The following is a 25,816-nucleotide window of genomic DNA, read 5'->3' as shown; positions in this document are numbered from 1 at the left end:
CACTCTCAACACAAGGAAAGGCTATGAGCATCGTTTATCTCAACGGCAGTTACCTGCCCATGGATGAAGCCCGCATTTCCCCCATGGACCGCGGCTTCCTGTTCGGCGACGGCATCTACGAAGTGGTCCCTTCCTACGCCGGGAAACTGGTGGGCTTTGGCCCCCACATGCAGCGCATGCAGCAGGGCCTCGATGCGATTGAACTGAAAGTACATCTGAACGAGGCCGAATGGCGCACCATCGCCCAGGAGCTGCTGGAGCGCAACGGCGGCGGCAATCTCGGACTGTATTTTCACATCAGCCGCGGTGCGGACCTGCGGCGCAATCATGCCTACCCCGAGAACATCGCAGCAACGCGCTATGCATTTGTTTTTGAGATCGCGCCGCCCCCGGCACCCGACAAAGCCGCCGCGCGCTGCTTTCATGTTTCCACCACGGAAGACCTGCGCTGGCGACGCTGCAACATCAAATCCACCGCCTTGCTCGGCAACGTGATGCACTACCAGCACGGCCACAGCCGCGGCCACGGAGAAACCCTGCTCTACAACGAGGCCGGTGAATTGACCGAGGCCGCGGCGTGCAACGTGTTTATCGTGAAGGACGGTGCCGTGGCAACGCCGCCCCTGGATCACCAGAAACTGCCCGGCATCACCCGGCTCATGCTGCTGGACATCCTGCGCAAGCACAGCAGTATTCCAGTGAGCGAACGCATCGTGACCATGCAGGAGGTGCACAGCGCCGATGAGGTGTGGCTGACCAGCTCCAGCAAGGAAGTGGCCCCGGTGCTGTCCATAGACGACCAGCCGGTGGGCGACGGTCAGGTCGGCGATGTCTGGCTGGCCGCGCAAACGCTGTTTGCCCGGCACCGGTACGACTACTGATGGCACGCCCCTGCGAAGCCCGCCTGGACCTGACCGCGCTGCGCCACAACCTGGCGCTTGCCCGCACGCTGGCGCCACAATCCAGCCTCATGGCGGTGGTCAAAGCCAACGCCTACGGCCACGGTGCCATTACCATGGCCCGCGCACTGGAACCGCTGGCAGACGCACTGGCGGTCGCCTCTCTGGAGGAGGCATTGGAACTGCGTGGGGCGGGTATCCACTGCCCACTGCTGCTGTTGCAGGGTGTATTTCACCCGGATGAACTGCCACTCGCCGCCGAGCAGCAGCTGTGGTTGACCATCGACAACGCCACACAGGTCGCGTGGTTGGAGCGGGCCACGTTGCCGACGCCTGTGCATTGCTGGCTGAAAATCGATACCGGCATGCACCGCCTGGGCGCTCCACCGGGACAGGTCGCGGAGTTCCATCGCCGCTTGCTGGCCTGCGGCAAGCTCGCAGGGCCACCTGTACTGACAACACACTTCGCCTGCGCCGACCAGCTGGACCATCCCGCCACCGCCGCGCAGATCGAGCGCTTTGAGCAACTGACCGGGCCGCTTGCCGGTGTGCGCAGTGCCGCCAACTCGCCCGCCACCCTGGCCTGGCCTGCCAGCCACTACGACTGGATTCGGCCCGGTTTCATGCTCTGGGGCAACTCCCCGTTCACTGTACCGCACCCCCAGGCCGACACGCTGCGCCCGGTGATGACCCTGGCTTCCAGCGTAATCTCCCTGCGCGAGGTAGAAGCTGGCGAGTGCGTCGGCTATGGCGCCACCTGGCAGGCCAGGCGGCCCTCGCGCATTGCCACCGTTACCGTGGGCTACGGTGACGGCTATCCCCGCGGTGCGGGCAACGGCACCCCGGTGCTGGTCAACGGCCATCGCGCCGCACTGGCGGGCCGTGTGTCCATGGATATGATCACCGTGGACGTTACCGATCTACCGCCCGTGGCGATCGGTGACCCCGTGGTGCTCTGGGGCAACGGGCTGCCGGTTGGCGAGGTTGCAGAGCACGCGCAAACCATCGGCTACGAACTGCTGACCCGCATGCCTGCGCGGGTGCCACGACGTGTGGTCATCGACTGACCTTCTCGAGGCGCATCTCAACGATCTGGAGCGCGTCGCACCCGTCTGTGGTATACTGATCGGCCGTCCAGCCTGAAGAGACCCTGATATGTCTGCCAAGCCACAACGCGCGCCCGCCAAGAAAAAACAGCCCGCGGCGGTAGAAACCTCGAATTCGATCGAAGAACAAACGCGCGCTTTCTTGAAGACTGGGGGCAAGATCCAGAACATCCAGTCGGGCATCAGCGGCCAGCCCGGCGGCTATGCCGCACGTCCCTCCGGCGCAGGGCGCAAATAACAACCGCGCCCGCAGCGCATCCAGACGGCACGGAAGCGCGTACACTCTCCATCGGTCTTACCTGAGCGGGAAGCACCATGGACAATATTCTGAACCCCACCGTCACCACCCGGGACGGCATCCAAATTCGTAGGGTCGCCGCTGCACACGCGGCGCTGGCGTTAATACTGCTGGCACTGTTCGCAGCGGCAAACAACTGGTACCAGTCCTCGTCACTCATACTCGCCGCTGTACTGGGCGTGGTGAGTGGCGCTGCAGCGGGTGGCATCATTTGCACCCTGGTGCACGAGTGGTTTCATTACCTTGGTGCCCTTGCCGCACGAGGCCAACACAGCCGGCCGGCACGCCTCGCCCTGTTTGCCTTCGAGTGGGACTTCAAGCGCAACAACAGGCATCAGTTCCTCGTCATGAGCTACGCCGGTACGCTGGGCTCCCTGGTGGCCATCGCATTGTTCGCGATCAACATTCCGCCGGCAACGCCCTGCAGCATTGCCTTGCTGGCAGCCAGCGTGGGCAGCCTCGCCTTTGCCGGCGCCATCGAATGGCCCGTTATCGCTCGCGTACACGCCGGCGGTGACCCGCTTGGCGAACTCTCGCGCACAACGCCGCGCGTGGTTTTGCACAGCGCCATTATCGGCCTTGTCGCGCTCCTCATCACCGCCTACGCCCTGGCCTGATTTGCCTCCCCCCGTGCGCATGCACTGGGCATCCAGTATCATGGGTTTTTCGGCAATTCTCTCCGGAGTCGCATCTCTTGTCGCAGCCCCTACACTCGCCGCTCGCCGATGGCAGCCTGCTGGCGGCTATCGACCTCGGTAGCAATTCCTTCCACCTGATCGTCGCGCGGGTAGAGCACGGCGAAATGCGCCCGGTGGAGGCGCTGGCGGAGAAAGTCCAGCTGGGCGCCGGCCTGGTTGATGGCAAGTTGTCAGCGGCGGCCATTGCGCGAGGCCTTGATTGCCTCGCCCGCTTCGCCCAGATGCTGGGCAGCGTGGACCCGGAAAGAATCCGCGTGGTGGGCACCAACGCCCTGCGCATGGCGGATAATCGTCGGGAATTCACCCTGCCCGCACAGCGCATCCTCGGGGCGCCCGTCGACGTGGTTTACGGCAGGGAGGAAGCGCGGCTGGTATACCTGGGGGTCGCCCACACCCTGGCGGACGACGCCCAGTCGCGACTGGTGATCGACATCGGCGGCGGCAGCACCGAGCTGATCATTGGCCAGCGGTTTGAGCCGCAGCGGCTGGAGAGCCTGCAGATGGGCTGCGTATCCTTTTCCGACAGCTGCTTTGCCAACGGCAAGGTGAGCCGCAGCAACTACCGCACGGCCTATGAACGGGCAAGGCTCGAAGTCTCTCACATCCGCTATCACTTCCACTCCCGCCACTGGGCGGAATGCGTGGGTTCCTCGGGAACCCTGCAAGCCATTGAGTCAGTGCTTGTCAGCTACGGGTGGAGCGATGGCGGCATTACGCGCAAGGCGCTTTCCCGGCTGGAGAAGCGCCTGCTGCAGTTCAAGCACTTTGATGCCATTGAACTGGAAGGGCTGAGCAGCCAGCGCCGCAACGTTATCGCCGCCGGCGTGGCAATTACCAGCGCCCTGTTCGACGAGCTAGGCATTTCGCACCTGCGCACCTCGCGTGGCGCCTTGCGGGAAGGCGTGATCTACGACCTGATGGGGCGATTGGGGCACGAGGATGTGCGCGAACGCACCATCAACGCATTGATGCAGCGCTACAGTGTGGACAAGGTGATGGGCGAGCTGATGGCGCGGCGCGCGCGCACGCTGTTCAACGCCAGCCGCGAAGGCTGGTCGCTGCGCAAGACCGACCGGGATCTGCTTGAGCGCACGGCACTCACCCATGAGGTGGGCATGGCCATCTCGCACAAGCACTACCAGCGACATACCGCCTACCTGCTGCAGAACGCCGACCTGCCAGGCTTTTCGCAGGAAGAGCAGGAGCAGATGGCACTGCTTGCCGCCACCCAGCGCGGCAAACTGGACCACCCCCTGTGGGCCGCAGTCACCGATGCCGACCGCCCCCGGTTATTGCGCCTGATCACCCTGTTTCGGCTGGCACTGCTGTTCAAATACGTGGAACAGTTGGAGGCGCTGCCCGACTTTGCGGTGCACGCGCACGAAAACACGATTGGCCTGGAATTTCCGCCCGAATGGCTGCAACGCCATCCGCTGACAGCGCGGGAACTGGAGCAGGAAGTGTCGCTACTCGGCAAGGAAGGTCTGCAGCTCTCCCTGCACTGAGCTGGCGTAAGCGGCGCAGGACTGCCAGCACCGCAGAGCCCGTTCAATCAGCCGGCACCGTGTCCTGCGCCACGATGTCCGCCAGGTACTCGAGCAAGATCTCATTGACCGCTTCCGAGGCTTCCAGCTGCACCATGTGCCCTGCGCCCGGGATCATGCGTACAGCGCGCAACCGGGGGAATATGGCGCGCATCTGGCCGATTGGGTCGTCGCCATGAAACCCCTCCAGATCCACATCGTGCTCACTGCCGAGGAAATACGCTGGCACCTTGCTCTGTACGCCTTCGAACGGTTTGCGTTGCGCCCATTTCAGGTCGAATGCCCGATACCAATTGAGGCCACCCGTGAAGCCGCTGCGGCTGTATTCGGACACGAAAAATTCCAGCTCCAGCTCGGAGAGCCACGGCCAGGGTAAAGGCGGCGGCTCCTCCATGGCATCAATGTACGACGTGCCGGGGGGGTGTTGAAACATCTCGAAGTAGTTGCAGGCACCGCTCAGGGTGTGAAACACCTTGTGCAGGAAGCGTCGTGGTTCCGCGGCCAGCTCTTGGTCAGCGCGTGGCGGCTCGCGGAAATACTCGATGTGCAGAAAGTGTTGCTCGCCCATGCGGCGGTATTCGGTCAGCGGCGGCTCGTCGGGGTTGTGCGGGGCCGCCGGGTTTTCCAGGCCAATGACCGCGATCACCCGCTCGGGGTGACGCAGGGCCAGGTCGTAGACCGCGAAGGCGCCGAAATCCAGGCCGGCGAACACCGCGCGCGGCTCACCCAGATGTTCCAGCAGCCCGAGCAGGTCGGCGGTGATGTGGTCGATATCGTAGGCTTCCACCGCCGTCGGCGCATCGGTCTGCCCCATGCCACGCATATCCGGCGCAATCACCCGATAACCGGCCTGCGCCAGCGCGCTGATCTGCCGGTGCCAGCTAAACCAGAGATGGGGAAAACCGTGGCACAGCACCACCGGCATGCCTGAGCCCTGTTCGACGTAGTGCATACGGATGCCATTGATGGTGGCGTGGCGATGTATCCATTCCATGCTGGGGGTCCCCTGGACTGCGCCGGGTCGGGAAAGTCTGCGCATTCTGTGGTTGAAATCCTGCCTATCCTGATGCATCAGGAAGCGTGACCTGCTTCGTCTGCCGCCAGGGAAGTGCTGCCCATGCCTGAAGTGTACTCCGCATCATCCACCACTGTGAACCGAACTGCGCGTGCTGAACGCCGGCATCTACGGCGACCACGGACACATTGTGCTGTTCCTCATGACCGTCATGATCATCACATTGATCGTGATTGCACTGATACGCTGGATTGAGCACCTGTCCGAGCTGGCCATGGGCGTCGAACGCGATACGCTGCTGCCGCTCGCGTTACAGCGTGAGGGCTGAGCTGCCGGCTAGCCCTTACAGGTTGACCCAGCTGTTCAGGGCACGCAGGCGAAACTGTTCCCCATCCTGACTGAGCACAACAGAATCGGGCAGCACCGCCTCTACCCGAATGCCGCGCCCCACAGACTGCCCGGCGGATGCCTGCTGACCGTTGATTGTCACGCTGGAGCCGCCGTCCTGACGGTAATCGTGCTGCAGATACATCAGGGTTGGAATGGCATCCTTGCGCTGCTGCGACAGCTCGCCGAGAAAAGGCGCCGGGTGTTCCGCCAAGCGCACATCTTCCAGTGCCTGCTCGGCTGCGGCCGCCAGGGCCGCAATATCCACGCTGCTCTCCGTCTCCGTGGATGGCCCCGTATCAGCCGGGCTCGCCGCGGCGTCCTTCGGCGCACGCTCGTTGCTCGCGCTCGCAGGTGGCGTTGCCACAGGCGCTTCCTGCACGGCCGGGGAGGTACCGGCATACAACGCGCTCACATCCGCGCTGGCTTCGTGTTCAAGGGAAGGTGCCGCCGCGCTACTCTCGACCGCTACGGGTGTCGGCGCATTCGGCTGCACGGCGCGGGCAGCGGCATACTCGGCGCCTACAGGCTCTACAGAAATCGGCGGGGCCATGCCTACAGACGTCGGCGGCACTCCGCCTGACTGCGCTGCCGTCGATGATGTCACCTCGGCGTGTTCGGGAGTTGGCCGCACTGCTGGCCCTTCAGCACGGTTGAACAGCCCGCCGAGCAGGAAACCGGCAAGCAATATCAGGCCGGCAGCGGCCAGCAGCCACAGCCAGCGCGCACTGCGCCGGTTGGCTTCGGGTTCAAAATGCACGCTGTCCACACCCGGTACCGGGCTCGCATTCTGCTGCTCGCGGCGCGAGCGGTTCAGTGCTTCCAGGATCAATGACACTGGCGATGCTCCTTCACTGCGGCGCGGCCACTCATTGCCCTGCCGCCTCTGCCGCGAGCCGTTGGGCCGCCTCCGCCGCGCTCAGGTCGCGTCCGGCCAGAATATTCAGGCGCAGCAGGGTCTGCTCGCCCACCACCCCGTCAGCCCGCAGCTGCTGGCTGGCCTGAAACAGACGCACACGCTCCGCCAGCGCGGGTGAGTATGCGCCGGTAGAGAGCGGTGCGGCCTGCCCATCGAGCACAGCAAACAGGCCGGCGATATCGGCCACAACAGGGCCCGAGTCCGCCCGACCCACGGGACCGGAGAAACCCTCCGGAGGACGCCAGAGCAACCGGTAAGCACCCCGCCAGTGCGGCGCCAGCTGCGTGAAAGGCACGCGCTGCAGCCCCGCTTCCGACCACAACAGGGCATTGCCCGCAGCCTCCCCCAGGAACACTGCGGCAGCCGCAAAGCGATCCGCGGTAATCAGGTCCAGGAGCACGGGACGGTTGAGTGCGATCACGTCCTGCCAGGTGTCGGCGGTACCGCGGTGGCAGCTCAGGGGAAAGCGCACACTGTCGTCACAGAGAAGTTCCAGCGGCGGCACTGGCCCCGCCGCCTGCAACTGCCAGAGCGCTTGCAGCCCCTGCGCCGGCGCAAGCTCCCAGGCGGGCGCGGCCGGCGAGGCCGCCAATACGGCAGTATCCTTGCCGACGTCGGTCGCCGCGGGGGCCGCAGGCGCGGGCGCCTGTGTCGGTGCCTGTGCCGGTGCAACCACTGGCACCGCGGGCTGGCCGACTCGCGCCAGCCACCACACCGCGGCGATCAGCACTATGATTCCGGCCGCCGCTGCTACAACACGCAACTGCTGCCGCCGACGCGATGCCGGGCCCTCTTCCCCCAGCACCTCTGCTATTGCCTGCGCCAGCACCTGCCGGTCGGCCTGTGTCCGGTTGCGACCATACGTGCCCAGCAAAATACGATCGCACAGTACATTGATCAACCGGGGAATGCCGCGAGTCGCGCGGTGAATACCACGCACCACGTCCGGCGGAAACAGCTCGCGGCCAGCCGGCAGGCCGGCAATCTGCAACCGGTGACGGATATATGCTGCGGTTTCTGCCTGGTTCAGTGGCGCGAGCGTGTAGCGCGCGGTGATGCGCTGGTTGAGCTGACGCAGTTCAGGCCGCTGCAGCAGCTGCGCGAGCTCAGGCTGGCCAATCAACACAATCTGCAGGAGTTTCTCACTGTGCGTTTCGAGGTTGGTCAGCAGACGAATCTGCTCCAGCACATCAAAATCAAGATGCTGTGCCTCGTCGATCAGAAGCACCGTTTTGCGCCCCTGGGCGTGATTCTCCAGCAGGTAGCTATGCAGGCTGTCGGTGAGTGTTTTCAGCGAAGGCTGGTTGCCGTCGTAGGCAATGCCCAGCTCATCGCACACGGTCGCGAGCAACTCCTGCGCATTCAAGGCCGGGTTCAGCACAATGGCGATATCGGTATCGGGCGGCAGTTGCTCCAGCAGGCAGCGGTTGATTGTGGTCTTGCCGGTACCCACCTCGCCGGTGAGCAGAATAAAGCCCCCGCCACTGCCCACACCGTAGAGCAGGTGCGCCAGTGCATCGCGGTGCCGTGGACTCATGAACAGATAGCGCGGATTTACCGCGATTGAGAAGGGCGTTTCACTGAGGCCGAAATACTGAAGGTACATAGTTGCCTGCGCTGCCTGGGCCGGAGCAGTGGAAAGCCGGTATCACACCGCTACAGCGGCTTACCGGACCGGTGGTTGTGCCCGGTCAGGGACACATCCACGCCGTATAGTCGCCAGTACCTTCGTGAATGGACTCACGCACAACCGCATTTCCACCCATCGTCAGGGCACGTTCGCGAGCGAGGTTGTCGAGTTCAACCCGGACCTTGTTTTCGCCGCGCTCAATGCCCGCCACCTTCCACGCCACGTTCGTGGTAATGCGGCCGAGACGTTTGCACTGCGCCACTTCAGAAGCTTCCAGCAGGGGCAGGGCACGCGCGTCATCCGGGATTTTGACCCAGGTACAGCCTGCCAGCAGCGCGGATACAACCGCCAACGTGGCCAAAGAACGAACCGTGTGCGCGTTCATGCATTACCTCCGAAAAACCAGTTGGCAGATTACCACAGGCGAGGCACTGCGGGTACAGCCGCCCGCCCCTCACGCCGCAGCGACACTGCCTCGATCGTGGTCCGCCGGAAGGGGCTCTGGGAAACCAGTGGCCCGCCTAGAGGATTACCGTGCGCTGCCCGTTCAGTTGCACTCGCTCCTCGCAATGCAGCCGCACCGCATGCGACAGCGCCGTCGCCTCGGTGTCGTGCCCCAGGTGAATCATCTGCTCCACCGAAACCTGGTGGTCAATTGCCTTGACTTCCTGGGCGATAATAGGGCCTTCATCGAGATCCGACGTGACGTAGTGTGCCGTGGCCCCGATCACTTTTACCCCACGGTCATAGGCCTGGTGATAGGGTCGGGCGCCCTTGAAACCAGGCAGGAAGGAGTGGTGAATGTTGATCGCCCGCCCCGCGAGTTCCGTACACAGCGCATCCGAGAGAATTTGCATATAGCGCGCCAACACCAGCAGGTCAGCCTGCTGTTCGCGAAACAGTTGCAGCAACTTCGACTCCTGCGCCGCCTTCTGTTCCGGGCTGACCGGCAGGTAGTGATAGGGCAGCCCGTACCATTCCACCAGTTCGCGGCAGTCTTCATGGTTGCTGACCACGCCAACGAGCGTGGCCGGCAGTGCGCCAGCGCGCCACTTGGTCAGCAGCGCCACCAGGCAGTGGTCGTAGCGGGAAACCGCCAGTAACACACGTGGCAGCTCATCCGCCGGCCGCAGCCGATAGTGCATGCCCATGTCGTCGGCGAGCAGGGCAAAGCGCCGGGCAAACTCTGCAAAAGGCACCGTCATCGCGCGGTCATCGAAGACACAGCGCAAATGGAAGGTGCCGCTTACCGGGTCACTGAAATTGGAAATCTCGGTGATGAAGGCGCCCGCCTCCAGAAACAGCTGGGAGTAACGCGCCACGACACCGAGTCGGTCCGGACACTGGAATGACAGAATATAGGCGCGCGGCACAGCGCCCGATGTTGGCTCGGTCACGAAAATCCTCTCTCAGGTTTGGTCGCACCCGGGGGCGCACCGTCAGAAGTTGAACCCGTTGCCGGATACCACCGGCACATTGGTCCACAGATCATTGGGGTCACGATACCAGCCGGCCGCCGCGAGTGCACCGCCATCGAGATTTATTGTCGTGCCGGTAACCCAGGCCGACAGCCCGGAAGCCAGAAACAGCGCGCAACCCGCAGCGTCCTCCGGTGTACCAAAGCGCTCCAGCGGTATCCAGCGACGGGTATGCGCCTGATGCTCGGGTGCAATCAGCTGGGAGGGCCGCACCTGCGCGGTCTCGGTGGTTTCCGGAGCAATGGCGTTGACGCGAATGCCATCCGGACCGAGCTCCAGCGCCAGGCTGCGGGTGAAGCCGGTTATCGCGTGTTTGAAGGCACAGTAGGTCGTTACCATGGGAATGCCGCGGAACGCCTCGATGGAGGAGATGCTGATGATGCTGCCGCCGCGACCGCGGGACTGCAGCAGCGGGATAGCGGCGCGGGTGACCGTGAAAATATGTTTCAGGTTGACGCCGTACAGCTGCTCAAGATCTTCATCGGTGCAGGCCGCAAACGGTTTGATGATGCCAAGGAAATCGCCCACGTTGTTCACCAGCACATCCAGGCCGCCAAAGCGCGCTTGCACCTGGGCCATCAGCGCATCGACAGCGGCCCGGTCGCAGACATCGGTATGCGACACCAGCGCTTCAGTCGCACTGGCATCCAGGGCCGCCTGCAGGTCGGCACAGCGGTCGGCCTCTTTCTCGGCAACCACCAAGCGTGCGCCACGTGTTGCGAAAGCTTCTACAATGGCACGGCCAATACCGGCACCGCCACCGGTAACCAGAACGATCTTCCCTGTGAAATCGAGATCTTGCATATCCGTCTCCTGCTCAAATTATTCGAGCAATTGATATACCAGATGCGCCTGCGCAATGCATGCGAACGCGCCTGCGCAGACCACGCCCCCCGCACAGAGTTTATGTAGTTAGGCCGGGCCGCGTAGGCCGGGCCGCGCAGGCCGGGCCGCGCAGGCCGGGCCGCACATCGATTGCCGTCACTTGTAGGTCACCACCAGGTAGCCCCGCAGCGGTGTGTCACCCAGCGACTGAATACTGTGCTCCACATCCGCCCGGTAATGCGCCGAGTCGCCGGCGGCCAGCTGGCACTCGGTGTTTCCCGCCACCACCTGCGCCGCACCCGCCGCCAGGGTCAACAGTTCGCGCGTCCCGCTGTAATGCGGCGAGCTGTCGAGGCTCGCTCCGGGCTGCAGGAGCAATTCGTAGAATTCCACGTGTTTTTCCATATGCAGGGGCGACAGTGTGCGAATCTGGCATTCGTCATCAGCACGGAACAGGCTCGAGGGGTCGTCCGCCCTCACCACTTCAATCAGGCCACTGGCCAGCGGGTCATCCACCAGTTCGCCTATACTGAGTCCGAAGGCCTGGGCGATACGGAAGGTTACCGCCAGAGTCGGGTTGGCCTGGCCGCGTTCAATCTGGCTCAACATGGAGCGGCTGACGCCGGACGCGGCTGCCAGCTGGTCGAGTGTAAACCCGTGAACCTGGCGCAGTTCGGTGACCCGCTCACACAAGACCTTGCTGGCGGGGTCCAGCGCTGATTTGGACATGCAATTTTCCAGTTTAGTAGAAGGATTTCTTGTATCCGGGATATTACCCATCTACTATACCGGATAAATTCCACTATAGTGAAACGCCGTTATGCAAGCACTGGTCAAGAAAGAAGCACGCTCCGGCCTCTGGCTGGAGGAGGTACCGGAACCGGCATTCGGCATCAATGACGTGCTGATCAAGGTCAAACGCACTGCCATCTGCGGCACGGACATGCACATTTTCCACTGGGATGCCTGGGCGCAGAAAACGGTGCCCGTTCCCATGATCGTCGGCCACGAGTTCGTCGGCGAGATCGTTGAAGTCGGCTCCAATGTCGTAGACTTCCACCCTGGCCAGATTGTCTCCGGCGAGGGCCACGTGGTCTGTGGCCGCTGTCGCAACTGTATGGCCGGCCGCCGTCACCTGTGCGCGAAAACCAGCGGCATCGGGGTGGACCGCTCCGGCGCCTTCGCCGAGTACATGGCGCTACCCATGTCCAACGTATGGGAGCATTCAGCAGGGATCGATCTCGATGTTGCCGCCCTCTTCGACCCTTTCGGCAACGCCGTCCACACCGCATTGCAATTCGACCTGCTCGGGGAAGACGTGCTCATCACAGGTGCCGGGCCTATCGGAGCCATGGCAGCTGCTGTGTGCAAGCATGCCGGTGCGCGCCACGTGGTGATCACCGACGTGATCGACAAACGCCTGGAACTGGCTGCCACACTGGGCGCCACACGCACCGTAAACGTGACCCGGGAGAGCATTGCCGACGTCCAGCAATCGTTGGGCATGGACGAAGGCTTTGATGTGGGGCTGGAAATGTCCGGCAACCCGCAGGCGTTTCGCGACCTGCTGGCCAATATGTGCCACGGTGGCAAGGTGGCGATGCTGGGCATCCCCAGCGAAAACACAGCGATAGACTGGAACACAGTTATCTTCAACATGCTCACCCTGAAAGGTATCTACGGCCGGGAAATGTACGAAACCTGGTACAAGATGTCGGTCATGATCGAGTCCGGGCTGGATATTTCGCCCGTGATTACCCACCGCATGAGCTTCCGCGACTTTCAACACGGCTTCGATGTGATGAGCTCCGGCGAAGCGAGTAAAGTCGTACTGAACTGGGAGGACTGAACCACCATGTACAGCGCATTTCGGGAACACCTGGCCGGCCAGCTGGCCGATATCGAGTCCGCGGGGCTGACCAAACACGAGCGCCTCATCACAACGCCCCAGGGCGCGCACGTGGGTGTGGCAGAGCGGGAGGTGCTGAACCTCTGCGCCAACAACTATCTGGGGCTGGCGCAGCACCCCGCCGTGAATGCCGCCGCGGCCGAGGGCCTGCGCGAGTGGGGCTATGGCATGGCTTCCGTGCGTTTCATCTGCGGCACACAAACCCTGCACAAACAGCTGGAACAAAGACTGTCTGAATTTCTCGGTATGGACGACACCATCCTCTACCCTTCCTGTTTCGACGCCAATGGCGGCCTGTTCGAAACGCTCCTCGGCGCAGAGGATGCGGTGATCTCCGATGAACTCAACCATGCCAGCATCATCGACGGCATACGCCTGTGCAAGGCACAGCGCTTCCGCTACCGCAACAACGACATGAGCGACCTGGAAGCACAGCTACAGGCAGCAGACGCCGCCGGTGCCCGCTTCAAGTTGATCACCACCGACGGTGTGTTTTCCATGGACGGCTATATCGCGCGCCTGGATGAGATCTGCGATCTGGCCGAGCGCTACGGCGCGCTGGTGCACTTCGACGACTGCCACGCGACCGGCTTTCTCGGCGCCAACGGCAAAGGCACACACGAATACCGCGGCTGCATGGACCGCGTGGACATCATCACTGGCACCCTGGGCAAAGCCCTCGGTGGCGCCAGCGGCGGCTACACTGCCGCGCGACAGGAAGTGGTGGACCTCCTGCGTCAGCGCTCGCGCCCCTATCTTTTCTCCAACACGGTCGCCCCACCGGTCGTCGCCGGCGCAATCAAGGCACTGGATCTGGTGGAATCCGAACCGGGCCTGCGGCGGCAGCTGATCGAGAATACGGCCCGTTTTCGGGAGGGACTCGAAACACTGGGCTTTGAGCTGTTGCCGGGGAAACACCCAATTGTACCGGTCATGTTGCACGAAGCCGCCGTCGCCGCACGGTTTGCCGAAGTCGTTCTCGAACACGGTGTCTATGTCGTGGCATTCTCATTCCCGGTAGTGCCCAAAGGCAAAGCACGGATTCGCACACAAATGTCAGCGGCGCTGCAAACACACGATATCGATTTTGCCCTGGACGCCTTCGGTGAGGCACGCAGACGCGCCGCAGGATAAGTACTCCGCAACGGCCAATTGCAACATATCGTATCTATTTGTATCTATCTACTTACATTTGCATCGAAAATCTTCTAAAAAACAAATAAAAGGCTGCTAATCGCGATACAGATCACAAAACGCGTACCCCGGGACTACAGTGTGTCGTGCCCGTGTTATAACGCAGCGCTCCTGCTCACCACACCAGCGCTACCGGGATACCGACATGAAGCTCAACATCACCGCACTCCTACTTCTACTATCGGCCATGCCAACAGCGACGCACGCCGAATCTCTGGGCAGAGTGTATGAACTCGCCCTGGAAAACGACTATCAATTCCAGCGCGCAATCGCCACCTACCACGCCGACCTGGAGCTGCCGACGATCGCCCGCAGCGAACTCCTGCCCAAAATCACCGCCGACTACCTGCTGCGCTCGGTTAACGAGGACAGCACCACGCGACAACTGATCACGACCGGGAACGGCGGACTACTGGAAACAGATATGGGCCTTGAGCGGGATACGGATGATCGGGGCTGGATTGCACGCCTGGACCAGCCCTTGTTTGATGCACCCGCCTGGTACGGCTACCAACAGGGCAAGTCCAAGGCACTGGCAGCCGAATCCATTTTTGCCAATGCGGGTCAGGAACTACTCTTGCGCGTGGTGAGCGCCTATCTCGACGTGCTCAGAGCCCAGGACAATCTGGCGGCGGCGCGCGCCCAGGAGCGCGCCTTCGGCCAGCAACTGGAGCAAACCCGCAAACGCTTCGAGACGGGGCTGATTCCAGTCACGGATGTGGCCGAGTCTCAATCGGCCTTCGATCTGGCGGTAGTGCGTACCATAGAGGAGTCCAACCAGGTTGAGGTGGCCCTCGAAGCGCTCTCCAACCTTACCGGAGAGACGCATTCGGTTATCAATATATTACGCGAGGATTTTCTCGCTACCGGACCAGAACCTGACAACGTCACTGCGTGGGCGGAGGCCGCCGCAGGAGATAATCTGCTATTGCTTGCGGCACGCCATACCGAGGCCGCGGCACAAGACAAGCGCAAGGCTGCTTCATGGGCGCATGCACCAAAGCTGACGTTGGGCGTCTTTGCCGCCAACCTCGACACCAGCGGCACGCTTGATAGCAACATCGAAAGCCCCTTTGTGCTCTCACCCGATCAGGATTCGGATACTCTGGGGCTGGAATTGCGACTGGAAATCCCGCTGTACGAGGGGGGCGCAACATCAGCGAACAGGCGTCGCGCCGAGCACCAATATCAAGCAAGCCGGGATCTGGTGAGCGAAACCCAGCGCGCCGTTATGACTCAGGCACGGCAGCTGTTTCTGAAAGTAAAGAGTGATTTGTCACGCATTGAGGCACGTCGTCAGGCGATCCTTTCCGCCAAGGCTGCATTCGATGCGGCTGAGGCAGGCTACAACATCGGCACACGCAACATCATTGATGTGCTCAGTGCGCAGAACACACTCTTTTCCGCAGAACGCGACTACGCGAACAGCCGCTACGACTACATTGAAAACTCTTTCCGCTTGAGAGCCACAGGTGCCCGGCTGCGCCCGGGCGACCTGTATCGTCTTGACGCGTTTCTGCAGCCTCCCAGCAACCAGCAATCCAACCAGCGCAGCGTGCGCTAGCAACCGATCTACACACTGCGATTAATACGGCCGGAAACAACCATGAAAAATATACCGCGCACCACAGCGTCAATGACCGCGCTTTTACTGCTCTCCGCCACGCTGGGTACCGGCCACTGCTACGGGCATGGTTACATTGAAAACCCTCCTGCACGCGGCTATGCCTGCAAGCTGAGTCAAAACGTGGATTGTGGCGCCATTTACTGGGAGCCCCAGAGCCTCGAGGGACCTGATGGCTGGCCACAATCCGGCCCTGCTGATGGCAGCATCGCCGCAGCCGGTAGCAGCAATTGGGCGCCGCTCAACGAACAGAGCCTTACGCGCTGGCGAAGGCAACCCATGCAGGCCGGCCTGCAACGGTTCACCTGGCGATTTACCGCGCCTCACGTGACCGAAGGCTGGCGCTATTACATCACACGAACCAACTGGGATCCGAACACGCCATTGACTCGGGCGTCGTTCGAGCCTGCGGCGTTCTGCAGCTACTCAGGCGAGATGCAGCGGCCCGCCGAGCAGCTCACTCACGACTGCGATGTCCCGACACGTAGCGGCTATCATGTGATACTCGGCGTCTGGAACGTGGGGGACACCGGCGCGGCCTTTTACAATGTCATCGACGCTGATTTCACTGCGGCGCAAAGCGGCCATAACGATGTTGCGCCTGCGCCCTCCTTATCGCCACCATGGACCGAAATTGGCGCTATCAACCCAATCGGCACACTGCGGGTGGGCGACAGCATAACGCTGCGCTTGTTTGACGCAACGGGGGAGCTGCCTGGCAATCTGCCGACCCTGATGATCACGGAGGCAGCCCAAGGCGACGTCAGAGCGTGGCCACGCCTGTTTGCAGCACGCATCAATGACAGCAATCTCGACCTTCGCGCGGGCACCCTCAATGCAGACGGCACAGCGCGCCCCCAGCTGGGGGTGAACCCAGTGTGGGCGCCACGCAACAGTCGAATCGTGCGAGCTGAAATGCAGCTTGTACGCGCGCCGCAGACGGTGCAGCAGAGTGCAATAGAGCTGGTGTCGGCTCCCAGCACGATCACCACGCGACAGGGCACGGGCACCGCCGACATTGTGATCAGTGGTGAGCCAGGCAGCCGGGGGAACCTGGTTGTGAGCAACCTGAATGCCGGCGAAATTATGCGCCGCGAGGTTGTACAGAGCACCCCGACGCAAACGATCACGCTGTCATTGGTTGGCGTGGCACCCGGACCCTATCAACTGACGCTCATCAGCGACCAACAACTGGCCAGCAGCACGGCGAACCCCTGGATGTTTTCGGTGGTGGAGGACTCGGAGAAGCAATACGCGCAGCCCAGCTGTCATAGCAGCGAGCCCCTTCCAGGGCCCGCACCGGACTGGCAGGCAAGCGCAACGTATTGGGCAGGCGATCAGGTTCAGTATCGGGGAGCAGCCTACCAGGCAAGATGGTGGTCTCAGGGCGAACTGCCTGTATCCAGTGACGCGTGGCAGACCGTGACACCGACTGCTATGGGAGCCGCCACGCCGTGGTCCATGAAGAAAACCTACCTCGCGGGCGATATCGTCATCTACCGCAGCAACACTTGGCGAAATAAATGGTGGAACCGCGGCAGCCCACCCTCACTGCAAACTGGCTGGGTACAGCTCGGTAATGGAGAATGCCAATGATTTTTACGCCACTATCAAAACGCTACCGACGATTGCGCCCTCGCCTGCTTGCCATACTACTGCTGACATACCTGAGCCATTCGTCCCATGTATACGCCACCGCAGCACTGGCACAGGAAAATGCCGAGTTGCAGGCGGCGTTTGATCTGATGGTGCGCCAACTCAGTGCGCGTGATGCAGAAATCAGCCAATTGCGGCTACGCATCGCCGAATTGGAGAGTGATGCGGGTGTCACGGTAACCCCCACTCTCGGCTGCAATGTCGACGCCGCTCGGGCGTTGATCGTCGCTGAATCATTCATCTACGACCGAGAACAGGTGTTGCTGAGCTGGTTAAACGCGAATGTCGCCAGCTGCAAGTTACTGGATCTCCAGCAGCTCGACAGCCTCGCCGCACGCTCGTCCCTGAATCAATCCCGTGCACTGGTGCTACGCGAAATGGCGGGACGCGGCGAACCCATCCCCGACGACGCCCTGCTCGGGGTTCCCATGGTCAGTCCCTGACTTCGTCTCCCATGAACTCCCACAAAGTGCGTGACAACTCGTGAGCAATCGACACGGGTTCGGGCGCATCTTGCCCAAGCTCCCACAGCATTATCCCGGTGCCCTGTCGCAGGGCCATATCTGCCTTCCACCGGACAGTCGGCAAGCCGTTCCAGTTGGACGTTCCGTCAGTGTCCCGCCAGGCGTTCCGGGCATCGGCTGCAACGAGCTCCGCATAACTCTGTGGCTGAGGCCGTGAATAGGCCGGGATACCCATAGCAATCTTCCGTGCTGGCGCACCCCGGGCCAACCAGTATTCCAGACTGTCCTGAAAAAACGTGCGACTTGAATGCAGGCCACCGCTATTGTCATAGGCCATAATACTCAGCACATCGATATGATCAAACACCTCGCCTGGAATCACATCCGCATGCGGACCCAGCGCGGGAACGGACAGACCGATCGACACATCCAAGCCGCTCACCTCACCACGCAACTGAGTGAGAAAAGCCAGCAGCTGAAGCCCCTCTTGACGGTTGTCGGGATATTCCCAGTCAATCTCGACGGCTGACAGCGCGTGACGCTTGAGCACCGCAACAAGCGAGGCAACCAGATGCGCGCGGCCACCCGCGGACGCCATAGCGCGTGTCAGATGCGCATCGTCGCCACCGTTCCAACCACCTACCAGCAGCCCCGGTCGGGCAGCGGAGCGCCACGCGGCACCACGAACCGCCTTCAGCACCGATAAATCCTCAGGCAGCCGTACTTCGGCGTTTTCATCAACCTCTGCGAACGCATAGAGAAGATGAGTCAATGCGGGCACCGCCTGAATATCAATGCCGCGATAATGCGGCCAGTAGGACACAAAATGCTGGGCCAAGGCCTGTCCTGTCGGCAGGCACAGAAGCGCCACACAAAGCGCAGCGGACCTCCCTAGCTCCATGTCATTTTGCTGCGGCGACTTTCATCTATGATGGATATCAACGCGACACACTCGAGTACCAGGCCGTAACCCAGGCGATAGAATGGCACCAGCAACGCGAGGCGACGCCGTGCCTGACAGGCAGTCGCAGCGAATAGCGCTGCCGCCACATCAGCACTCATCAACGCGAGATACCAGAGGAACCCTTCATTGAACGCACTCGTATTGGCCAGCACCAAAACAATGACGATAGCGCCGAACACATCCACCAGCGGCCAGAGCAGTGATTCTATGATGAACCAGACCAGCCACAAGCCCAGACCGGGGCGGCGACTCGATGCGCGCGTCCACAACGCCCATGTGCTCTTGACTGCCTGCAGGTTGCCGCGAATCCAGCGATAGCGCTGGTTGAGCAGACTACTCAGCCCTGTCGGAGCCTGTGTAAGGCAAACTGCACTGGGTTCGAATACACAGTTCTCACCGCTCGCCAGCATCGTCATCGAGAGCTTGGCATCTTCCGCAAATGTGGATGTTTCCCAAGGCCCGGAAACGAGTGCAGCACCGGGAAAGCCAAGCGTGGCACGAAACTCCATAGTGCGCTCCAGAGCACTGCGACTGAACAACGTAATAGGGCCAGGCGCCACCAACACGGCGGAAAAAAAACTCTGAAACAAGCGACCGGTGCCATTCATCAACACATATTCCAGTTGCTGCAGATAGGAGAGCATGCTGCGGGTATTCTTGATCAACACCTGCCCGGCAACCGCCGCAGCGCCCGACTCACAAATTCGAGCAACCAACCGCTTTACACTGTGCTCATCCAACTCACTGTCCGCGTCCATACTGAGGATGTATTCACCTCTTGCCAATCGATAGCCATAGTTGAGCGCTGCCGCTTTCCCGGCGTTGGCTTGTGACACAACCTGTACGTTCACGGATTGGCCGGCCACCCAATCTCGCGCCCGTTGCAGGGTTTCATCCGTCGAACCATCGTCGATCACTATGATTTCCAGCGCAGGATAGTCGACAGCAAGTGCCGACACGATCGTAGGAACAATGTTGTCAGCTTCGTTGTAGGCAGGAATAATAATGCTCACCAGAGGCGCACCAGTCTCGGGCACCACCCACTCATTCACCCGCTTCGACCCCTCCAGAAAGGCGAATAGCATGGTCACCAGGTAACGGCCGATAAAAAATACAGAAAAGAAAAAGAAGAAGAAGGCAATAATCACTGACTGCCAGTAGCTAAGGTCAGATGACTCCGATACGCCTGTAATGGCGCGCACCAGAAAGTAGACCTGGGCGCAGCCCACACCGATGGTGAGGAAATACCCCAACAACAGCAGCGGGGTGAGTGAGCGCCGCTCATGCACGGGCCGCCCAACCGCCTCTACCGCAGGGGATGAAATCACTTGTCCATCGAGCATGCTAGACACCTCCCGGGGCGCCATGGGCGACGGTCTCAGATACTCGCCCCGGCCTCTCCTGCCGCCTGTAAACGGCTATCAAGCCCAGCAACAGCGCCGAGCACAACAACGCCACGTCACGCGAGGAGATATCGCGGAAAAAGTAGACGACCTCGTATACGAAGTGTGGCGGTTGATTAAGAAAACTGACCGTCAACTTGACCTCTTGACCCAGCGCGAGATCACGAATGAGATCCGCACGGGGCTCCAGACGCACCTCGAACATGGTTTGCTCCGGGTTTTCCGTCACAGCCCGACGAATTTCCCCCTCAACAATGACCCCCAGCTCCTCCAACTCCTGGCTGGATACCTGCACTCGCGAGCCCTCGCCAATCTTCTCCGCAAGTGTGGCGGGCACCAGCACCTCGAGAAACAGAGAGTCCGATTGAACCAGAACACCGATAAGCTCGCGTGGGCCCAGCACGGAGGACGGGTTGCGATAGCCAATCAAACCCGCCCAGGGAGCGGCTACAGTGATGGGTGCCTGTGAATCGCCAGATAATACGCGGTCGAGTTCGCGCAGCCTGCGCTCCAAATCGACCAGAACCGAATCACCGGCGGCGACTTCTCCATAAGCGCTGAGATCGCTCTGCAGAACCTGATCAAGTCTCTGCAGCCCCTCCGAGCTCGCGGTTGGTGCGAAATCGATCATGCTGTCGACGGTGAAATCCAGCCGTGATTTCAATTCTTCAAAACGTGCTTGCTCCATGCGCAGGGTTTCTTGCCGTCGATCGTACTCTATCTTCGATACCAAGCCGTTCTTGATCGCATCCTGCGCAAAGTCGACTTCCTTGCGTGCCAGGCTAACCCGCGCCTTTTGTTCATCGAGCTTGAAGTTCAGACTTTCCACCTCCCACATCGCCCGACTTCGATCCTGTTGTTGCTGGCTGCGGGCGGCACGCAAATTCTCCACCTGCGACAGCTTCTGCAACTCATCTATCGGATCTCCAACAGCCAGGCGCGACTTCAGGTCGGCCAATTGCTCGACCAGCAATTCCCTCTCCAGCCGGGCCTCCGCCTCCTCCGCGGGGCCCAGTTTGCGCTCGTAGGTCACCAGCGGGGCCGCGATGTCCACACGACCTTCCGCCACCTCCAGACGAGCCTCATAGCGATCAATCGCCAACATGGGAAAAAGGCGTTCAGCCTTGAGCATGCCTTGCGCACTGACGATCTCGTAGGGCAACAGTTCGCGCACGGACAGGATGACCGCCACACTGCAACCAGTGAGCGCCAGGAAACGGAGTATGACCTGAAACAGGGGCAAAGGATCACGCTGCCTCAATTCAGCGCGGTTACGGCCCCACCAGGTATTGATCGCTCCCATCAGGGCGAAGGCCAAAATGCCAAGAATAATGCTGACAAAAACGTGCAGCAGCGTCGAAGAACCTTCCATCTGTTTACCCATACCACGAAAACTGACGCGAGATTATGGGAAACGTCGCAAGCCGGCACCAGCGCAACTTGCAGATGTGTGCAGTTAGTCACATTTAAATGCGTTTATGCGACAAATAGCAACAGTTAGAATCATTTTGTAACGCACGACCCCACCACCCCGGTAGCTCAGGACCTACCGTCAAATCAACACGATTGAAAAACCGGGAAAGGGCAAGATCGTCAAGACCCGCCCTCGTTCGGTGATGGCGGCGGCTGCAATTGCCGTCCGCCTAACCCGAGGCGGCGTGTATAGCCCTCGGAGGGCAGCAGGGCGTGCCAAGAGGCGATGGCTTGCCAATAGCCCCTCCTGTCTGCCTATACTTGTTACGCCCCTCTCGCGTTTTGAGTATTTTATGCTGCATTCAACCATCGAGTCTGTCACCGATCGTATCCATGAACGGAGCCACGATAGCCGCAAGCGCTACCTGGACAAGGTAGACACTGCGAGCCAGCAGGAAGTGAGCCGCAAACGGCTGTCCTGCGGCAATATCGCCCACGCCATGGCAGCCTGCAATGACGAAGGCAAGTCTCTGCTCGCCTCCGACCGCGCCGCCAACCTGGGCATTGTCTCCGCGTACAACGAGATGCTGTCTGCGCACCAACCCTACGTTGATTTTCCGGACATCATCAAACGGGCCGCGCGTGACGCCAATGCAGTTGCCCAGTTCGCGGGCGGGGTACCCGCCATGTGCGATGGTGTCACCCAGGGTCGCGACGGCATGGAGCTGTCGTTGTTCAGCCGTGATGTGATCGCCATGGCGACTGGCGTGGCACTCTCCCACGATATGTTCGACGGTGTGCTGTGCCTGGGGGTGTGCGACAAAATTGTACCCGGCTTGCTGATCGGCGCACTCTCTTTTGGCCACCTGCCCACCGTATTCATTCCTGCCGGGCCCATGCCCTCGGGCTTGCCCAACAAGGAAAAAATTCGGGTACGCCAACTGTATGCCGAAGGCAAGGTTGGCCGCGATGCGCTGCTCAAGGCCGAAAGCGAGTCCTATCACAGCCCCGGCACATGCACATTCTATGGCACCGCCAACAGCAACCAGATGTTGATGGAAATCATGGGGCTACACCTGCCTGGAAGCTCCTTCATCAACCCCGGCACCGAAATGCGCGATGCGCTAACGGCGGCAGCGGTAAAACAGCTCGCCAAAATCACCAAACAGGGGGACGCGTTCACACCGCTGGCGGATATCGTCAATGAGCGCAGTCTGGTCAATGCTATCGTGGGACTGTTGGCAACCGGGGGTTCCACCAACCACGCCATTCACCTCATTGCGATCGCACGAGCTGCCGGTATTTTGATCAACTGGCAAGACATGTCGGAACTCTCTTCAGTGGTGCCCCTGCTCTGTCGCATCTACCCGAATGGCGAGGCGGACGTTAACCATTTTCAAGCCGCCGGTGGCATGCCATTGCTCGTGCGCGAGTTATTAAGCGGCGGGCTCCTCCATGATGAGGTCAAGACGATTCTCGGCCAGGGGGGGTTAACAGCCTATTGCAGCGAACCCTTCTTCAACCCCGACGGCGCCGATGAACTGCTTGAGTGGAAACCGGGTCCTAGCGCGTCGGCGGATCCGCAGGTGCTTGCCAGCATAAAAACGCCCTTCAGCCCGGAGGGTGGACTCAAATTGCTGACCGGCAACCTGGGGCGCTCCATCATCAAGGTGTCTGCGGTGGCCACATCACACCAGAAGTTGCGCGCGCCTGCGGTGGTTCTCTCCCACCAGGACGAACTGAAAGAAAAATTTGAAGCCGGGGAACTCGAGCGGGACTTTGTGGCAGTGGTCCGCTATCAGGGCCCCAAAGCCAACGGCATGCCGGAACTGCATAAACTCATGCCCTATCTGGGTATATTGCAGGACAGGGGCTTCAAGGTTGCCCTCGTGACCGATGGCAGAATGTCTGGCGCTTCGGGCAAGATTCCCGCCGCGATACATGTATCCCCGGAAGCACTGGACCAGGGTCCAATCGCAAAGCTGAGGGACGGCGACACCATTGAGCTGGATGCCGAGGCCGGAGCGCTGAATGTACACGCAGCAGATTTCGATTCCCGCGCGGTGATACCCGGCGACGGGCAGCCCACCCAGGGGATGGGGCGAGAAATGTTTCAGGTGTTTCGTAACCAGGTTAGTGCCGCGGAAGACGGTGCTAGTGTGTTTCAGCAGTAGAAGACGACCGTACCGTTATGACAGACCCGTTCGATATCGTGATTTTTGGCGGCTCAGGCGACCTGGCCCTGCGCAAACTGATACCCGCGCTGTACAAAGCGTTTACTGCAGAAGAGCTGGCAGAGGGCACGCGCATATTCACCACCACGCGGAGTGAAGATGCGACCGCGAGGTATCTGGAGACCGCCCGGGATAGTCTGCAAGCGTTTCTGGTTGCCGAAGAATTCAACGACACGAAATGGGCGGCGTTCAAGACGCTTCTGTTCCCCGTTACGCTGGACATCGCAAAGCGCGACGCAGGGTGGACGGAACTCAAACGTGCACTGCATACTCACCCGGACGCCACGCGTATCTTTTACCTTGCCACACCACCCGCCGTATTTGGTGCTTGCTGCAAGCACCTGAGCGAAGAAGGCTTGATTTCCGAGCACAGCCGCCTGGTGGTGGAAAAACCACTGGGCTACGACGCAAAATCAGCCGAGGCCATCAACAACGAGATCGCCACGTATTTTGAAGAAAAATCCATTTACCGTATCGACCACTACCTGGGAAAGGAAACCGTACAGAACCTGTTGGCGCTGCGCTTTACCAATTTGATTTTCGAGCAGTTGTGGGATGCAAAGTCTATCGACCAGGTGCAGATCACCATTGCCGAAACGGTGGGTCTGGAGGGCAGAGCGGGCTTTTACAACGAGGCCGGGGCACTGCGGGATATGGTGCAGAACCACCTGCTGCAGCTGTTGAGCCTGGTGGCGATGGAGTCACCACACACCATGAATGCTGAAAACATTCAAACGGAGAAGATCAAGGTACTGGAAGCCCTGCGCCCTATCACCGGCACCGACGTGATGAAAAACACGGTCCGCGGCCAATATGTAGCGGGCGGCCATCAGGGCAAGCTGGTGCCCGGCTACCTCGAAGAGCTGGGATCAACCAGTAGCGCAACCGAAACCTTCGTTGCCCTGCGCGTCTATATCGACAATTGGCGCTGGGCGCGGGTACCTTTCTATTTGCGTACCGGCAAACGCATGAAGTCCCGCTTTGCGGAAATCATGATTCAGTTTAAAGAGGTTCCGCACCGCGTCTTCAGCGCCGGCGCCGGGAAAATGGACCCCAATCGCCTGGTGATTCGCCTGCAGCCTGAAGAATCCATTCAGCTCAGTCTCATGTCGAAAAACCTGGACACGCTGGACATGCAGTTGCAACCCACCGCTCTCAACCTCAACTTTTCCGACACCTACAAACATTTGCGCAGTAGCGCCTATAAGCGTCTGATTCTGGACGCTGCCGCCGACAACTCCAGCCTGTTTATCAGCCGCAAGGAAGTCTCCACTGCATGGGCCTGGATTGACCCCATCATTGAAGCCTGGCAAGCCTCCTCCAGCTCTCCGGAGCTGTACCGTGCAGGCTCCTGGGGCCCCGACGAAGCCGACGCGCTGCTCGCCGAGGACTGCCACGCCTGGTACAACGCAGGTGATATTGAGGACGTCTGCGCGGATGATTGAGGAGTGCTTTTTCGCGCAGAGAACCGAGTTATTCGAGGCGCTCACGAACCACTGCGCCAACGTCCTGCGGCGTGGCATCGAAACACATGACCACGCGACGGTTTTCGTATCGGGCGGCAGCACCCCATTGCCCCTGTATCGCCAGCTCTCGCGTCAGGAACTGTCGTGGGAAAAGGTTGATATCGCCCTGGTTGATGAGCGCTGGGTAAACCCCGGCCAGCCCGGAAGCAATGAGACGGCCATCGTCGACAGCTTACTCAAGAACCGGGCGTCCAAGGCCGCGTTCTTCGGTATGAAAACGGCGGCTGCAACTGCCACGGACGGTGAGATGGAGTGCGAAACGAGATACAGGCGCATCCATTCCCCCTTCGACCTCTGCATTCTGGGGCTGGGGGCCGACGGCCATACCGCATCGCTTTTTCCTCATGCACGGAACCTGGGGTATGCGCTGGATGAGAACAACGCCCGGCTATGCGCGCCTATCCAAGCCAGGGAAAGCGCGGTGACGGGCAAGTTCACTGAGCGCATGACGCTCACACTGAACGCAATTCGCGCCTGCAACAGCATTATCCTACTGATTACCGGCGAGGAGAAACTCGAGGTGTACCGAACCGCACGCCATTCCCGGGACACTCTCGGCCTGCCTGTGAGCGCCTTGCTGCACGGCGCTGACAGCAAAGTATCCGTGTATTGGGCGCCCTAGAAATCCCG

24 protein-coding genes are annotated in these 25,816 nt (G+C 60.9%); 14 read left to right on the top strand and 10 right to left on the bottom strand.

The window, feature by feature from the left end; translation table 11 throughout:
• Positions 1-23: 23 nt before the first annotated feature.
• From EGJ68_RS07620 to EGJ68_RS07600, 5 genes are all read left to right on the top strand, one after another.
• Positions 24-881 carry an aminotransferase class IV gene (locus EGJ68_RS07620; RefSeq protein WP_123033834.1) on the top strand — a complete coding sequence of 286 codons (858 nt, stop codon included), beginning with the start codon at positions 24-26 and terminating at the stop codon, positions 879-881.
• Positions 881-1,966 (top strand): alanine racemase, encoded by a 1,086-nt coding sequence (alr, locus tag EGJ68_RS07615; protein ID WP_123033833.1) that lies wholly within the window; start codon positions 881-883, stop codon positions 1,964-1,966. Before EGJ68_RS07620 ends, alr begins: the two co-directional genes overlap by 1 nt.
• Positions 1,967-2,054: 88 nt before the next feature.
• The gene (locus EGJ68_RS07610; RefSeq protein ID WP_027948541.1) at positions 2,055-2,243 is read left to right on the top strand and encodes a hypothetical protein; all 189 of its coding nucleotides are present in this window, start codon (positions 2,055-2,057) and stop codon (positions 2,241-2,243) included.
• Positions 2,244-2,320: 77 nt separating this feature from the next.
• Positions 2,321-2,920, top strand: a complete 600-nt coding sequence (locus tag EGJ68_RS07605; protein ID WP_123033832.1) for a hypothetical protein — start codon at positions 2,321-2,323, stop codon at positions 2,918-2,920.
• A gap of 77 nt (positions 2,921-2,997) precedes the next feature.
• Entirely contained in the window at positions 2,998-4,506 is a 1,509-nt protein-coding gene (locus EGJ68_RS07600) for a Ppx/GppA phosphatase family protein (protein ID WP_233248711.1), read from the top strand.
• A 43-nt stretch (positions 4,507-4,549) separates the two neighbouring features.
• On the opposite strand, the gene EGJ68_RS07595 is transcribed toward EGJ68_RS07600, so the two are convergent.
• Positions 4,550-5,539 carry an alpha/beta fold hydrolase gene (locus tag EGJ68_RS07595; protein WP_123033831.1) on the bottom strand — a complete coding sequence of 330 codons (990 nt, stop codon included), beginning with the start codon at positions 5,537-5,539 and terminating at the stop codon, positions 4,550-4,552.
• Positions 5,540-5,711: 172 nt separating this feature from the next.
• Here EGJ68_RS07595 and EGJ68_RS18100 point away from each other — a divergent pair, with 172 nt between their 5' ends.
• The gene (locus tag EGJ68_RS18100; protein WP_158283558.1) at positions 5,712-5,888 is read left to right on the top strand and encodes a hypothetical protein; all 177 of its coding nucleotides are present in this window, start codon (positions 5,712-5,714) and stop codon (positions 5,886-5,888) included.
• Positions 5,889-5,903: 15 nt separating this feature from the next.
• On the opposite strand, the gene EGJ68_RS07590 is transcribed toward EGJ68_RS18100, so the two are convergent.
• The 6 genes from EGJ68_RS07590 to EGJ68_RS07565 all read right to left on the bottom strand — a co-directional run bounded on the left by EGJ68_RS07590 (position 5,904) and on the right by EGJ68_RS07565 (position 11,528).
• Complete coding sequence (locus EGJ68_RS07590; protein ID WP_123033830.1) at positions 5,904-6,785, bottom strand: general secretion pathway protein GspB; 882 nt, start codon at positions 6,783-6,785, stop codon at positions 5,904-5,906.
• Positions 6,786-6,816: 31 nt separating this feature from the next.
• The gene (locus EGJ68_RS07585; protein WP_123033829.1) at positions 6,817-8,472 is read right to left on the bottom strand and encodes an ExeA family protein; all 1,656 of its coding nucleotides are present in this window, start codon (positions 8,470-8,472) and stop codon (positions 6,817-6,819) included.
• An 85-nt stretch (positions 8,473-8,557) separates the two neighbouring features.
• Entirely contained in the window at positions 8,558-8,881 is a 324-nt protein-coding gene (locus tag EGJ68_RS07580) for a DUF4156 domain-containing protein (RefSeq protein ID WP_123033828.1), read from the bottom strand.
• Positions 8,882-9,017: 136 nt separating this feature from the next.
• Complete coding sequence (gene purU, locus EGJ68_RS07575; RefSeq protein WP_233248710.1) at positions 9,018-9,893, bottom strand: formyltetrahydrofolate deformylase; 876 nt, start codon at positions 9,891-9,893, stop codon at positions 9,018-9,020.
• 42 nt (positions 9,894-9,935) lie between these two features.
• The gene (locus EGJ68_RS07570; protein WP_123033826.1) at positions 9,936-10,778 is read right to left on the bottom strand and encodes an SDR family NAD(P)-dependent oxidoreductase; all 843 of its coding nucleotides are present in this window, start codon (positions 10,776-10,778) and stop codon (positions 9,936-9,938) included.
• 177 nt (positions 10,779-10,955) lie between these two features.
• Positions 10,956-11,528, bottom strand: a complete 573-nt coding sequence (locus EGJ68_RS07565; protein WP_035525919.1) for a helix-turn-helix domain-containing protein — start codon at positions 11,526-11,528, stop codon at positions 10,956-10,958.
• A 91-nt stretch (positions 11,529-11,619) separates the two neighbouring features.
• Here EGJ68_RS07565 and tdh point away from each other — a divergent pair, with 91 nt between their 5' ends.
• The 5 genes from tdh (at position 11,620) to EGJ68_RS07540 (ending at position 17,625) form a co-directional block, all read left to right on the top strand.
• The gene (gene tdh / locus EGJ68_RS07560) at positions 11,620-12,648 is read left to right on the top strand and encodes an L-threonine 3-dehydrogenase (protein WP_123033825.1); all 1,029 of its coding nucleotides are present in this window, start codon (positions 11,620-11,622) and stop codon (positions 12,646-12,648) included.
• 6 nt (positions 12,649-12,654) lie between these two features.
• Positions 12,655-13,842 carry a glycine C-acetyltransferase gene (locus tag EGJ68_RS07555; RefSeq protein WP_123033824.1) on the top strand — a complete coding sequence of 396 codons (1,188 nt, stop codon included), beginning with the start codon at positions 12,655-12,657 and terminating at the stop codon, positions 13,840-13,842.
• Between the two features lie 205 nt (positions 13,843-14,047).
• Positions 14,048-15,466 (top strand): TolC family outer membrane protein, encoded by a 1,419-nt coding sequence (locus EGJ68_RS07550; protein WP_123033823.1) that lies wholly within the window; start codon positions 14,048-14,050, stop codon positions 15,464-15,466.
• 42 nt (positions 15,467-15,508) lie between these two features.
• Positions 15,509-17,122, top strand: coding sequence for a lytic polysaccharide monooxygenase (locus EGJ68_RS07545; protein WP_123033822.1), 1,614 nt, complete (start codon positions 15,509-15,511; stop codon positions 17,120-17,122).
• Positions 17,119-17,625 carry a hypothetical protein gene (locus EGJ68_RS07540; protein ID WP_123033821.1) on the top strand — a complete coding sequence of 169 codons (507 nt, stop codon included), beginning with the start codon at positions 17,119-17,121 and terminating at the stop codon, positions 17,623-17,625. Before EGJ68_RS07545 ends, EGJ68_RS07540 begins: the two co-directional genes overlap by 4 nt.
• Here the strand turns inward: EGJ68_RS07540 and EGJ68_RS07535 are convergent.
• Genes EGJ68_RS07535 through EGJ68_RS07525 form a run of 3 tightly spaced genes read right to left on the bottom strand, consistent with a single transcriptional unit; the run spans position 17,615 to position 21,385 of the window.
• The gene (locus EGJ68_RS07535; protein WP_158283557.1) at positions 17,615-18,484 is read right to left on the bottom strand and encodes a glycoside hydrolase family 18 protein; all 870 of its coding nucleotides are present in this window, start codon (positions 18,482-18,484) and stop codon (positions 17,615-17,617) included. The genes EGJ68_RS07540 and EGJ68_RS07535 overlap by 11 nt on opposite strands.
• Positions 18,485-18,537: 53 nt before the next feature.
• Positions 18,538-19,953 carry a glycosyltransferase family 2 protein gene (locus EGJ68_RS07530; protein WP_158283556.1) on the bottom strand — a complete coding sequence of 472 codons (1,416 nt, stop codon included), beginning with the start codon at positions 19,951-19,953 and terminating at the stop codon, positions 18,538-18,540.
• Between the two features lies 1 nt (position 19,954).
• Positions 19,955-21,385: an HlyD family secretion protein gene (locus EGJ68_RS07525; RefSeq protein WP_123033818.1), complete on the bottom strand. Its 1,431-nt coding sequence runs from the start codon at positions 21,383-21,385 to the stop codon at positions 19,955-19,957.
• A gap of 394 nt (positions 21,386-21,779) precedes the next feature.
• Here EGJ68_RS07525 and edd point away from each other — a divergent pair, with 394 nt between their 5' ends.
• From edd to pgl, 3 genes are read left to right on the top strand one after another with little or no spacing between them, the layout of a single operon-like run.
• Positions 21,780-23,600, top strand: a complete 1,821-nt coding sequence (gene edd, locus EGJ68_RS07520; RefSeq protein ID WP_123033817.1) for a phosphogluconate dehydratase — start codon at positions 21,780-21,782, stop codon at positions 23,598-23,600.
• A gap of 17 nt (positions 23,601-23,617) precedes the next feature.
• Positions 23,618-25,105: a glucose-6-phosphate dehydrogenase gene (gene zwf, locus EGJ68_RS07515; RefSeq protein ID WP_123033816.1), complete on the top strand. Its 1,488-nt coding sequence runs from the start codon at positions 23,618-23,620 to the stop codon at positions 25,103-25,105.
• Positions 25,098-25,808, top strand: coding sequence for a 6-phosphogluconolactonase (gene pgl, locus EGJ68_RS07510; RefSeq protein WP_123033815.1), 711 nt, complete (start codon positions 25,098-25,100; stop codon positions 25,806-25,808). Before zwf ends, pgl begins: the two co-directional genes overlap by 8 nt.
• The last annotated feature ends 8 nt before the right edge of the window (positions 25,809-25,816 follow it).

Origin of the sequence: Haliea alexandrii, from assembly GCF_003719295.1 — a bacterium.
Lineage (GTDB): Bacteria > Pseudomonadota > Gammaproteobacteria > Pseudomonadales > Halieaceae > Haliea > Haliea alexandrii.
The sequence above is the reverse complement of the archived record's forward strand: the minus strand, read 5'-3'. Positions and strand labels throughout refer to the sequence as shown.